Consider the following 11,909-nt stretch of genomic DNA (forward strand, 5'->3'; position numbering starts at 1 on the left):
ATCAGGGCGTATAGTATAGAAAAAGCAGGTTTTGTATCGGGGCAACTTTGTGGCCCGTTCGCCAAAGTTATTGACCGGCACAACAAAAAGCGCGGAAGAGGTGAAACGCCAATGAATCAAGATACAGCCGTAACGCCTGCGGAACCGCAGGGCTGGCGGAGAGCGGGGAGACGCCCTTCGCTGCCCGAAGCCTACCGCTCGCTGAAAATTCCGAAGCACGCTTCGCGGTTCCGCAAATTTCTCGCTTTCGTCGGCCCCGGATACATGGTCGCCGTCGGATATATGGACCCCGGCAACTGGGCCACCGATATTGCCGGCGGTTCGCAGTTCGGTTACGCGCTGCTTTCGGTCATTCTGCTCAGCAATCTGATGGCGGTCGTGCTTCAGGCGCTGGCAGGCAAGCTCGGCATCGTCACGGGACGCGACCTGGCGCAAGCGTGCAGGGACCATTACAGCAAGCCGGTCAATTACGCCCTGTGGTTTTTGTGCGAGCTCGCCATCGCCGCCTGCGATCTGGCCGAAGTGATCGGCGCGGCGATCGCCCTCAACCTGCTGTTCGGAATTCCGCTTGTCTACGGCGTTATTCTGACGGCCATCGATGTGCTGCTCATTCTCTTTTTGCAGAACAAAGGCTTCCGCTATCTGGAATCGTTCGTCATCGCGCTGATTTGCGTCATCGCGCTGTGCTTCGGGGCCGAGCTCTTTCTGTCCCAACCGGCGATCGGCGAAGTGATGAAGGGATTTGTGCCGACCCAAGAAATCGTGACCGATCCGTCCATGCTGTACATTGCGATCGCGATTTTGGGAGCGACGGTCATGCCGCATAATCTGTATTTGCATTCGTCCATCGTGCAGACGCGCCAGTTCGATCAGACCGAAACGGGCAAGCGGCAGGCAATCCGCTTCGCCACGCTCGATTCGACGATCGCCCTGTTTTTCGCCCTGTTCATCAACGCGGCGATCCTGATCGTGGCCGGCGCCGCGTTCCACACGACGGGGCACGCCGAAGTGGAGGATATCGGCGAAGCGTATCATCTGCTGGCGCCGCTGCTTGGCACCGGACTTGCTTCGGTCTTGTTCGGAGTGGCTTTGCTGGCATCGGGGCAAAATTCCACCCTGACAGGCACGCTTGCGGGACAAATCGTCATGGAAGGGTTCCTGAACCTCCGCATGCCGGCCTGGCTGCGGCGGCTGATAACCCGGCTCATCGCCATCGTGCCGGCCGTCATCGTCACCGCCCTTTACGGGGAAAAGGGCACGACCGACCTGCTCATTTTGAGCCAAGTGATTCTTTCCTTGCAGCTGTCGTTCGCCGTCGTCCCGCTCGTCCAATTTACGTCCAGCAAAAAGAAAATGGGCGCGTTCGCCAACCGTCCGTGGCTGGCTGCGGTCGCGTGGACGATTACCGTCCTTATTGTCGCGCTTAACGGCTACTTGCTGGTTGAGACGATCTTGGGCTGACCGCCGCGCTCCGGCACAAAACAGGGCCTGCTCCGGCAGGCCCTTTTTGCGTTCAAGGACGATGCTGCGCCACGATCCCCGCTTCCTCGAGCCATCTTTGCGCCGTGTGCGCCCAGGTGAACCGGGACAGCGCCCTTTCCCGTCCCATGCGGCCCATCCTTTCCCGCAGAGGGTCGTCCCGCAGCAATTGGGACAGGCGATCGGCAAGGCCCTGCGTCAAATGTTCCCGCTCGACGAGAAAGCCGGTTACGCCGTCCTCGACGATTTCGACGATTCCGCCCGACCGCGCGGCGACGACGGGAACTCCGGAAGCCATCGCTTCAACGTTGACCAGGCCGAACGCTTCCCGCTCGTCCGAAGGCACGGCGGCCGCATGCGCCATGGCGAACCAACCGGGGATTTCGAGATGGGAGACGTAAGGCTGAAAATGAACGTGCTTGGCAAAGGGCTTCGCCATTTTGTGCAGCCGTTTGACGTATGGGGTGCGGTAAGAGGACCCGTAAAAGGCGCTGCCTACAATGACGAGCAGCACGTTCGGCACGTCCCGGATCAGCCTCGGCATGGCGGCGAGCAGATGGTGGACGCCCTTGCGCGGAATGAGCCGCCCGACATACATGACGATGCGCCTGTCTCCCCAGCCGCGTCTGTGCCGTTCCGCATCCGGGTCCAGGACGCCGAACCGGTCCGTCTCCACCCCGAGATGATTGACGCGGATTTTATCCGCCGTTTCGGGCGCCCTGGCTCTTACTTGGGATGCAAGGTATTCGCTGTTGACCAGAATCCGGTCGGCCATGCGCAGGCACGCCCTCGTCATTTTCGGCCCGAGATAAGGGGGGGAAATAAACGTCGTCGAATGCAAGCTGAGCCAGATTCGCGCGCCGGGCATGCGCCGCCGGATCTTGCGGACCAGCAGCGGACGGTTCTCCACCTGGATGATGTCCGGACGGTACGCGGCGAGGCTGCGGAGCACGCGTTCGGCATAGGCGGACTTGTCCGCGGCCGGATAGCGGATGCAGTCCGCTCCGTTCCAACGCTCCCGCTTCGGCAGCCCCCGGGCGGTGCGGCCGTAAATGCGGGCTTCGACGGAAGAGGCGAGCAGCGGAACGACCTTTTCCACCACCCGTTCGACCGGTCCGCCCCGCGGCGAAGGCACGGCATAGGCTCCCGGGGTGACAAATGCAACTTTCAGAATCTCCATCCCCTCCCTCGCTTCGGTTATTGGACGCCGCAAACGGGGAAAAAAGCAGCCCAACCGGGCGCTTGTCCATTCGGCGGACGCTTTTTGAGTTGATCTTTGCAGAGCGATGTGTCACACTAAAATGCGCGGCGAACGCTTTGCTGCGTGATTCGAAACGCCGCCAATACCAAGGCAAAAGGAGTGGCCGGACGAATGGACCGTTGGCTGCTGCGCACCATGACAGAACTTACATCGCGCAAATTCGTCTCCCGCCTGACGGGACGGTTCGCCAAGTCCTCTTTCAGCCGCCGCCTGATCCCCCGGTTTGTCGCCATGTACGGAATTGCGGTTGAAGAAGCGGAAAAAAAGCTGGAGGAATACGGCTCGCTGAACGAATTTTTCACCCGCCGTCTGAAGCCGGGAAGCCGGCCCGTCGACGGAAACGCCGAAGCGCTCGTCAGTCCGGTCGATGCGCGGGTCACCGCGTGCGGTTCCGTCTCCAAAGGCATGCTGCTCGAGGTCAAAGGCCAGACCTACACGTTGGATGAGCTGTTGAACGGTTCTCCCCGAACTTCATTATATGAAAACGGGCGGTTTTGGGTGCTTTACTTGAGTCCCAAAGATTATCACCGGATTCACGCCCCCTGCGACGGCACGATTGCCGAAAGCGAGCATATCCCGGGGCGGGTGTACCCCGTCAACGAATTCGGCCTTACGTCGATGCGCCGCGTGCTGTCCCGCAACGAAAGGCTTGTCACCTATATCCGCCACGACGCAGGCGAGATTGCCGTCGTCAAGGTCGGGGCGCTTAACGTCAGCAGCATTCAATATGTGTCGCCCAAGCCCAAAACGCTGGACCGGGGCCAGGAGCTGGCGTATTTCGAATTCGGCTCGACGGTCGTTTTGCTGGCCGAGAGCGGCATCTGCGACGCCCGGGAAGATCTGAAGCCCGGCGACAACGTCAAAATGGGCGAGCGGCTCGGTACGCTGGCGGGTAACCGGAAAGGGAAGGCGGAACCCTGACTTGAACCGCACAAAATGGAGCTGGCTCTAAAGAAAGCAATCTGCTCCGGAGACGGCCCCCTGGCAACGCAATGAATCCGCTCAGACACCGCGCATCCGTTGGCGCTGTCGCAGACTGCAGCCAATCTTAGACCGATTTTCGGCACCGATCTGTACCGCGCTTTTCAGGTCCGGAGAGATGATGGATTGGGGGGAATTTGCGGGTTTTCCGGAGTCCAAAACGCTTGATTGGATTGGATGATTTCCAGTGTCCCCCTAGAGCAAAACGCTTCTAGCGCAAAATGAACCTCCGGCCCCGCACGGTTACAGGGGTCTGGGAGGTTCATTCTTTTATGCGGGGACCGGCTTCCAATCCGCGAGAGGGCCGGCTAACGAAGCTCGGAAGGGCTTTTTCCCGTATACTGTTTGAACTGCCTGCTGAAGAAGAAGATGTCCCGGTAGCCGAGCGTCTCCGCCACCTCCGTCACGTTCATTCCCGCATGCGTGAGCAGGTGCTGCGCCCGTTCGATGCGCATCCGGATGATATAGGATTGGACGGAAACCCCGATGATCTCCTTGAACTTGATGGAAAAGTACCGGGACGACAAGCCGGCTCTGGCCGCCAGATCGTTCACCCGGTGCGGAAGACCCGGATGCTGCCGGATGTAGTTGGCGACTTCCCGAATGCTCTCGACCAGCTGGTTGGAAGCCTTGCGCTCCACGGGCTCCTCGCGGTCCTGGCGCAGCAGTTGGATAAGCAGCTGCTTTAAGATCAGCCGGGCCTCCTCCTCCCAGCCGAACGGCTTGACCAGGCAAACCCGCACGTATCGCGACAGCAGGTTCTCGAACTCCAGCGCGTCTTCGAGGACGCGGTACGACTCGGGAACAAGCGTGACGGGCTCCGTGACGTCAAAATGAATATACGTGAGCACAAGCGGCTTCTGAGGGTTATGCGTCGCCGTCGGATGCTCGCCCGGCCGGAACAGGAAGCAGCTCCCTTTGCTTACCGCGTACGTCTTGCCGTTCAGCAGCACTTCTCCCTCTCCGCTCCAAACATAAAACAAATCGTAATTGGCCAGCGGCTTATCGCGTTTTTGCCATTTCCACCCCGGCTCGCACACGATCTTGGCGAAAGAAGAAAGCAGCTTGAACGATTCCGGCTTAGCGTTAAGCATGAACGGTTCCTCCTTGTTTCCTTGCGGGCGAGCAGCCCGAGCGATTCGGCGATGCCCCGAATGCGGGCTAAACCCCGGCGGATTTCCGCTTCTTCCAGGTGAGCGAATCCGGACAGCGCCGACGGAAGGACGGCTTGTCCCGCGGCGAAGCAGGTCGCGCCGTCGCCCCATTCGGCGCCGTGCCGCCTGCCGTGTCGTACAACAGGATGTAGGTTTCCCGGTTTCCCCTCCGTTACGCGTACGCAAGCAAGCCATCACCGGACGGAAAGGAGCGGCCGGGATCGGCGCCGCAAAATGCCTTCTGCGATGCGGCCGCGGCTTCGATCCATGCCGGCACCGCCGCCCGCAAGGCGGCTGGAATCTCACCGCTTGCTCCCGCAATTGGACATCGCTTTTTCCGCACGGGATTGGGACTATTGTTTTCAATGTAGTTGGGTTCTTTTTATTTGTCAATAAAACGCGCCGGACGCGAACCCCTTGCCGATTTCGCCCACTTTTTTCCCCGGAAATGACTGCGATCGGTGACGCTCCCCTCTCAATGGTGTATAATAACTGCGAACGTATGGCGATGACGAAACGCCGAACACGATTTGTGGAAGGAAGGACGTTATGAACCCCCTCGCACAGCAGTTGAACGAGACGATCGAGCGGGAGCAGCCGCGTTATGCCGAAATGCTCTCGGGGTTAGGCAAGGCGATTTATTTTCCGAAAGTCGGCATTTTAAGCCAATCCGCGGAAGCGAAGCAAAAGGCGAAAACCTACAACGCCACCATCGGCATCGCAACGGAAAACGGCAAGCCGATGCACCTTAAGGTGATCCAGGACAAACTGTCCGCTTACGATCCGAAGGACATTTACGAATATGCGCCTCCGGCGGGCAAGCCGGAGCTTAGGACCGTATGGCGCGATAAAATGCTTAAGGAAAATCCGTCGATCGCAGGCAAGACGATCAGTCTTCCGATCGCCACCAACGCGCTGACGCACGGTCTCAGCATCGTGGCGGACCTGTTCGCCGACGCGGGCGACGCGGTCATTTTGCCGGATAAAAACTGGGAAAACTACGAGCTGACGTTCGGCGTTCGCAGGGGCGCCGTCATGGTCGAATACCCGCTTTACGACAAGGACAACCGCTTCAACGCGGCCGGCCTCCGCGACGCGCTGCTTGCGCAGAAGGACAAAGGGAAGGCCATCGTCCTGCTGAACTTCCCGAACAATCCGACCGGGTACACGCCGGGAACGGAAGAATGCGAAGCGATCGTCGCTGCCATCAAGGATGCGGCCGATGCGGGCATCAACGTCGTGGCGGTCACCGACGATGCGTACTTCGGCCTGTTCTTCGAGGACTCCGTGCATGAATCGCTGTTCGGACGGCTGTGCGGATTGCACGAACGCGTACTTCCGATCAAAGTCGACGGAGCGACGAAAGAGGAATACGTGTGGGGATTCCGCGTCGGCTTCATTACGTACGGCGGTTCGTCGGAAGCCGCTTTGGCGGCGCTGGAGCAAAAGACGCTCGGCATCATCCGCGCCACCATCTCGAGCGGCCCTCATCCTTCGCAGACGTTTGTGCTGGATGCGCTGAAGTCGCCCGACTTCGAAGCCCAGAAAGCGGAGAAATTCGCGATCATGAAAAGGCGCGCCAACAAGGTGAAGCAGCTTCTGGACAGCGGCAAATACGGCGCCGAGTGGACGTATTATCCGTTCAATTCGGGTTACTTCATGTGCCTGAAGCTGCTTACGGCCGACGCCGAGGCGGTGCGCCAGCGGTTGCTCGACCAGTATCAGGTGGGCACGATCGCGCTTGGCCCGACCGATTTGCGCGTCGCCTTCTCCTGCATCGAGGAGCCGTATCTTGAAGATTTGTTCGACCGCATTTATCAAGCGGTGCTGGATGTCAAAGCCGGGGCAGCCAGCCGCACGTAATATGGACGGCAAAGCCGCCGCGCGATAGTAGCGCGGCGGCTTTTTTAGGTCCTGACCTGTTTTGGCATGGGTATAGCGGGCATACGTTCTGTTCGCGTGGGCGCAGGCAAGCGCGGAACGGCCCGTCGGCCGTCCTTCTTGCCATGACGGGGTTTTGGTCCCCGCATCTATTCCGCATTCCGCGCCTTCGCTAGTCTTCATCGTCCTCGGCATCCGGGCGGGCGATCCGCCGCGGCAGCAGCCAGCCCGTCCACAGCAGCCCCGCGGCCAGCGCGACGGCCCACATCCCGAACGAGAACGGCCGGGCCGCAAGCGCGGAAGCAAGCCAGAGCCAAACGCAGGAAACGACGCCGGCCGCGCGGGCGACGGAAGCCGCGCCGGTCCGGCGCTTGTCCGCGGGCAGCGGCACGGTCGCCGCATGCTCGGCGAAACGCACCCTGCCGAGCTCGGTCAGCTGCAAGCCTCCCGCTGCGACACCGACCGCGAACACGATAAGATCAACGATCGGCCGGGAGGCGAACAAGGCGATGGCCGCCATCAGGACGTTCCAGCGCCAGAAGGCGCCGAACGTCTCGCCGCGCAGCAGCGTCTTGGCGTACAGATAGCGCCATGCGTATTCGCTGCGCCGCGGCAGCATGTCCGCCGTCCACGCCGCCCACGGTCGCTTGGCCGGACGCGACGCCTCCGTTCTCACCTCGACGAACCAGCCCAGAAACCGCATCCACCGCCGGCGCGCCGCTCCTTCTTCCGCAATCAGCGCATTCCATGGCAGCTTATGCCGCTGCGGCAGACGGACGAGGACCAGGAGCAGCGCGGCGCCAAGCGCCGCGAACGCCGCCGCGGGCCAGAACGGCTTGAGCAGCAAAGCAGCCGCAATCGCGGCATTGGCCGCAAAGCGGATCAGGCGGAGCAGCCGCCGAAGGAAGACGGCGGCGACTCTGCGCTCCTCCCACGCCGTCCAGGCGTTCCACGCGCCAAGCAGGACGAACGCCAGTCCGGCTCCCCACAGCGGCCTCGCGTCGGCCACGGCTGCGGTTTCGGGCGCCCGCACGTACAACGGCGCAAACGCGGCGAACGCGGCCAGCATCCGCAGGCCGGACGCGACGGCCGCTTTCCGGACCTGCGGCCGGATGACCGCGTCCAGCAAATCCCTTTCCAGCGGCAGCAGGAAGACCGTGTCCGAAGGCAGCAAATAGGTGCGCAGTGGAGTATAGAAGGCGGCCAGCGTCAAAGCGGCAACGCCGACGGCCGCGGCGGGCCAATCGGCGGGCATGTCCGACAGCAAACGGACATATCCCGAAACGATGGCGATGGCCAGCGCAGCAAACGCAAGTCCGCCGCTTTGGAGCACATACCGAAAATAAGGAACGATTTCGTTGCGGAAAGCGGCTGCCCGTCCGGCCCGAAGGGCCAGCAATTCCGAACGGGAACGACGCCCTTCACTCACCGGGCTTGCCCCCTTCTTCGGCCGCCAGCACCAGCTTTTCGAACGCGTCGTCCAGCGTATCGGCGCCGCCTGCCGCCTTTACCGCCTCGGGCGTTCCCTTCGCGATAATGCGTCCTTGATGCAGCACGACGAGCCGGTCGGCCCGGCGTTCCAGCGCAGGCAGAATATGCGAGCTGAGCAAAATGGCCGAACCGTTGGATTTGGCCTCATCGAGCGCGCCGACCAGCGCCCGGGTCGCCAGCGGATCGAGCCCGAGAAACGGCTCGTCGATGATGAGCAGCGAAGGCGCGGCAAGCAAAGCGTTCATGAGCATCACCTTCTGCTTCATCCCTTTGGACAGCGTGTCGGGCAGCGCGTCCATCGCCTTGTCCATGCGAAACGTAGCCGCCAGCCGCTCGATCCGCCGATCCGCTTCGTTCGGTTCCAGACGATACGCCATCGCCGTCCAGCGCAGATGTTCGGCAACCGTCAGATGGGGAAAAAGAGAAGGCTGCTCCGGTACATACGCGCAGGACGAACGATACTTCTCCCGATCGTCCTCCAGCCGGACGCCCGATATTCGCACTTCCCCTTCGTGAGGCAGCATCAGACCCAGAATATGCTTGATCGTGGTGCTTTTGCCCGCTCCGTTCAGCCCGATCAATCCGACCAGCTCGCCCGGCTTGACGTCGAACGTTACTCCGTGCAGGACCGGCTTGCGCCGGCTGTAGCCCCCCGTTAACCGATGAATGTCCAATGCAGGCGTCATGCGAGATCCCCCTGGCTTCGTTTTCCATACCCGAATTATACCTGAGCGAACCGGACGGCACAAAAAATCCGGCGATTAACGCCGGAAGGTGCGAATCCGGGAGACTCGGGGACTCTATGAAACGACACGCGGCATAACGCGGGTGGAGGATTTCTTCGGAAGTCGCGTATAGATCAGCCTCGCGATCAAACCCTTGCGCATGGATTAATCACTTGGGTGAATCAATCTCGCAGATGTTCAAACCTGAGTATCGATCGGCAATCGCTTCAACGATCATCCTCGGAACAATCATCCTCAACGGACCGTAGTTCCCTTAATCTTGCCAAAAACGGCCGATGTTCCGCCAGATCGGACTCAGGATCCGCTATTTCATCAAAATTCGTGCAAAAGTTGGGCTTTCGGGTACAATAGCGGATCTCCTGTCCGCAAAAAGGCAAAAGGCGCGGTGAAGACGAAACATAGCGGATTCTGTGTCCGCGTCCATCCTTCAGCGGCAGGTTCTGCCCCCGTCCGCGCGCCTTCCGGAGCGCTTCCCGCGCCGGGCCTGGGGGAGTAGGGCGCAATCGGCATCAGCCTAGTCGAGTTACGGCTATATGGCGCCAAACGGGCACGTTGCCGCAACGCATCAGAGCGCAGCCGCACCGGGTTCGCGAAGTACGGCTACACGGTGCTAACAAGCGTATACATCGTGCCAAAATGCAGGCAAACCGGGCTCACGGAGTACGGCTATATGGCGCCAAACGGGCGCATTGCCTCAACGCGTCAAGGCGCAGCCGCACCGGGTTCGCGAAGTAGCCGCATGGCGTTAACGTGCATATCCGTATCATGCGGCCGCACTCCCGCGTGGAGAGTCCCTTGACGTCAGCGGGACACATGAATCCGGTGCCGGCGTCAGGCGGCAGGCGTTCCCGCTTCCGCTATTCCGCCGGGCCGGAAGGCTGCGCCTGACGTTTTTCCTTCAGCCAACGGGGAGCCCCTTTGTCCTTGTCCTTTTTCTTTTTCTTCCGGTCGGCCTTGTTTTTGGCGGTCCGTCCCGGCGCATTGGCCGTTCGTCCTTGCGCATGCGTCTCGTGCGCATGCATCTCGTGCGCATGCGACCCGGCCCGGCCCGGCGCACCCGCGGCTCGTCCCGGGACGTACGTCCCGGCGCTTCCCGGAGCGTGTATCCCGGCTCTTCCCGAAGCGTGCGTCCCGGCGCTTCCCGGGGCGCGCACTGCCGCCGGCCCCGGCGCTGCAATCCGCCCCGGCGCCGCCGTGCCCGCGCCGCCCGGCCCCCTTGCGCCCGAGCTGCCGCCTTCGGGCGCTCCGGCCTGCCGTCCGCTTCCGGCGGACGGCGCCGGCTTGCGGCCGGGGGACGATTGCCCGTCCCCCGCCTCCGCGCGATGCCGCCGGGCCTCGGCCGCATCGATTACCCGTCCTTCGCGCAGCGCCTTCTCCGCGAACGCGATGCCGAGCTTCTTGCCGAGCTTGGCGGCGATAAACTTCTCCTGCGGCGTGACCAGCGTCGCCGAAATGCCCGGCCGGCCTATCCGCCCCGTCCGGCCTGCACGGTGCACATAATGGTCGGCGTCCAAAGCCGGCTCGAACTGGACGACAAGCGACAGGCCCGGAATGTCGAGCCCCCTTGCCGCAACGTCGGTCGCGACCAGCAGCTTCGTCCGTCCTTCCCGGAATCGGCGCAAGGCATCGCCCCGGTCCCTGCCGCTGGTGTCGCCGTACAACGCATCCGCGGCAAAGCCTTCGTATCTGAGCTTGGCGACCAGCTCTCCGATCTTATCGGTATCGTTGACGAAGACGAGCGTGGAGGACGGATGGAGCGACCGGACAAGCCGGCGGACAACGTCGATCTTGTCCCTCCGGTCGCAGACGAAGTACCAGTGTTCGATCGTTTCCGGCAGACCGGACGCTTTCCCTTCCGTAGCCGCATCCGCTTCGAACGGCTGCCGCAGCCAGCGGGTCTCCGCTTCCCGCATCGCTTCCGAACGGGTGGCGGAGACGAACACCGTCTGCCTGTCCGCGGCCGCGCCTTTCAGAATCGCTTCGACATCCGCTCTGCCGCCGAGCGAGAAGATGCGGTCGGTCTCGTCGACGACGACGATGCGGACGGCGTGCAGCGGCAGCTTCTTGCGAAGCGCCACCTCCCGCACCCGTCCCGGCGTCCCGACGACAAGCGGCGGCTTGCTTTTCATCCGCTCCAGCTGCCGCGACAGCGCCGCGCCGCCGATTAAGGCGACCGTCCGGATGCCGAGCGGCTCGCCGTACGTTTCCGCTACCCGGACGATTTGCATCGCCAGCTCTTGCGTCGGCGCCAAGATGACGGCCTGGGTTTCTCGCTTGGCCGGATCGAGCCGCTGCAGCAGCGGCAGCAAATACGCGAGCGTCTTGCCCGAGCCCGTCGGCGAGCGGAGAATGCCGTCCCGTCCGGACAGCAGCTCCGGCCAAGCCTGCGCTTGCACCTCCGTCGGCTCCGCGATTCCCGCTTCGGCGAGCTTGCCGGCAAGGCGATGGTCGAGTCCCAGCGAAACGAAGGGATTCGCCATTTCCCGGGGCGCGGCGGATTCGGAGCCCGCCGTTTTTCCTCCTTCCTCACGTTGCCCGCCGGGCAGCGGCTCTCCTGCATGTCCTGCTTCGGGCGCCTGCCCTGCGGCTTGCAAACCTTCAGGCGATTGATGCGTTTCGTTCATCTCGCAAACTCCTCGTATAGTATTTTTCGAAGGCAGTTGTGAGTCTATTTCCAGTCCCAAAGGGGACTGGAAGCCGCCTTCAAAATTTCCAGCCAGCTCCTTTGAAAATTGCAGTCAGGGACTGGACTTTCCGGCATGTCTCCGGACAATGGAACTTAGGGTCCATTCGGGGAAATTCGTCTCACTCCTGTAGCTGCGTCTACATCTGAAGTCTGTTTCTCCGGCTCTCGCTCGAACTTCTTACCCGCTGGCTGTTCCCTTCGGCAACCCATGCCCGACGGTAGCAGCGTCG

General features: G+C 61.9%; 8 protein-coding genes. 3 read left to right on the forward strand and 5 right to left on the reverse strand.

Translation table 11 applies throughout. The features are described 5' to 3' along the window. The first annotated feature begins 111 nt into the window (after positions 1 to 111). Positions 112 to 1,461: an Nramp family divalent metal transporter gene (locus F560_RS0103485; protein WP_019004321.1), complete on the forward strand. Its 1,350-nt coding sequence runs from the start codon at positions 112 to 114 to the stop codon at positions 1,459 to 1,461. A 52-nt stretch (positions 1,462 to 1,513) separates the two neighbouring features. Here F560_RS0103485 and F560_RS0103490 read toward each other — a convergent pair whose 3' ends face one another. Beyond that, positions 1,514 to 2,659, reverse strand: coding sequence for a glycosyltransferase family 4 protein (locus tag F560_RS0103490; RefSeq protein ID WP_019004322.1), 1,146 nt, complete (start codon positions 2,657 to 2,659; stop codon positions 1,514 to 1,516). A gap of 192 nt (positions 2,660 to 2,851) precedes the next feature. Here F560_RS0103490 and asd point away from each other — a divergent pair, with 192 nt between their 5' ends. Next, complete coding sequence (asd, locus tag F560_RS0103495) at positions 2,852 to 3,661, forward strand: archaetidylserine decarboxylase (RefSeq protein WP_019004323.1); 810 nt, start codon at positions 2,852 to 2,854, stop codon at positions 3,659 to 3,661. A gap of 368 nt (positions 3,662 to 4,029) precedes the next feature. On the opposite strand, the gene F560_RS0103500 is transcribed toward asd, so the two are convergent. Beyond that, positions 4,030 to 4,815 (reverse strand): AraC family transcriptional regulator, encoded by a 786-nt coding sequence (locus tag F560_RS0103500; protein ID WP_019004324.1) that lies wholly within the window; start codon positions 4,813 to 4,815, stop codon positions 4,030 to 4,032. A 609-nt stretch (positions 4,816 to 5,424) separates the two neighbouring features. Here F560_RS0103500 and F560_RS0103510 point away from each other — a divergent pair. After that, a complete protein-coding gene (locus F560_RS0103510) occupies positions 5,425 to 6,738 on the forward strand; it encodes an aminotransferase class I/II-fold pyridoxal phosphate-dependent enzyme (RefSeq protein WP_019004326.1) in 1,314 nt (437 codons plus the stop codon). A 190-nt stretch (positions 6,739 to 6,928) separates the two neighbouring features. On the opposite strand, the gene F560_RS0103515 is transcribed toward F560_RS0103510, so the two are convergent. From F560_RS0103515 to F560_RS0103525, 3 genes are all read right to left on the reverse strand, one after another. Beyond that, positions 6,929 to 8,185: an ABC transporter permease gene (locus F560_RS0103515; protein ID WP_019004327.1), complete on the reverse strand. Its 1,257-nt coding sequence runs from the start codon at positions 8,183 to 8,185 to the stop codon at positions 6,929 to 6,931. After that, positions 8,178 to 8,933 (reverse strand): ABC transporter ATP-binding protein, encoded by a 756-nt coding sequence (locus tag F560_RS0103520; RefSeq protein WP_019004328.1) that lies wholly within the window; start codon positions 8,931 to 8,933, stop codon positions 8,178 to 8,180. Before F560_RS0103520 ends, F560_RS0103515 begins: the two co-directional genes overlap by 8 nt. Before the next feature lie 917 nt (positions 8,934 to 9,850). After that, positions 9,851 to 11,617: a DEAD/DEAH box helicase gene (locus tag F560_RS0103525; protein WP_019004329.1), complete on the reverse strand. Its 1,767-nt coding sequence runs from the start codon at positions 11,615 to 11,617 to the stop codon at positions 9,851 to 9,853. Positions 11,618 to 11,909 lie beyond the last annotated feature (292 nt).

This window comes from Cohnella laeviribosi DSM 21336 (genome assembly GCF_000378425.1).
Lineage (GTDB): Bacteria > Bacillota > Bacilli > Paenibacillales > Paenibacillaceae > Cohnella > Cohnella laeviribosi.

Coding starts and splice junctions, on each gene's coding strand:
- F560_RS0103525 (WP_019004329.1), bottom strand. CDS start 11,617: ATGAACGAAACGCATCAATCGCCTGAAGGTTTGCAAGCCGCAGGGCAG.
- F560_RS0103490 (WP_019004322.1), bottom strand. CDS start 2,659: ATGGAGATTCTGAAAGTTGCATTTGTCACCCCGGGAGCCTATGCCGTG.
- F560_RS0103520 (WP_019004328.1), bottom strand. CDS start 8,933: ATGACGCCTGCATTGGACATTCATCGGTTAACGGGGGGCTACAGCCGG.
- asd (WP_019004323.1), top strand. CDS start 2,852: ATGGACCGTTGGCTGCTGCGCACCATGACAGAACTTACATCGCGCAAA.
- F560_RS0103500 (WP_019004324.1), bottom strand. CDS start 4,815: ATGCTTAACGCTAAGCCGGAATCGTTCAAGCTGCTTTCTTCTTTCGCC.
- F560_RS0103510 (WP_019004326.1), top strand. CDS start 5,425: ATGAACCCCCTCGCACAGCAGTTGAACGAGACGATCGAGCGGGAGCAG.
- F560_RS0103485 (WP_019004321.1), top strand. CDS start 112: ATGAATCAAGATACAGCCGTAACGCCTGCGGAACCGCAGGGCTGGCGG.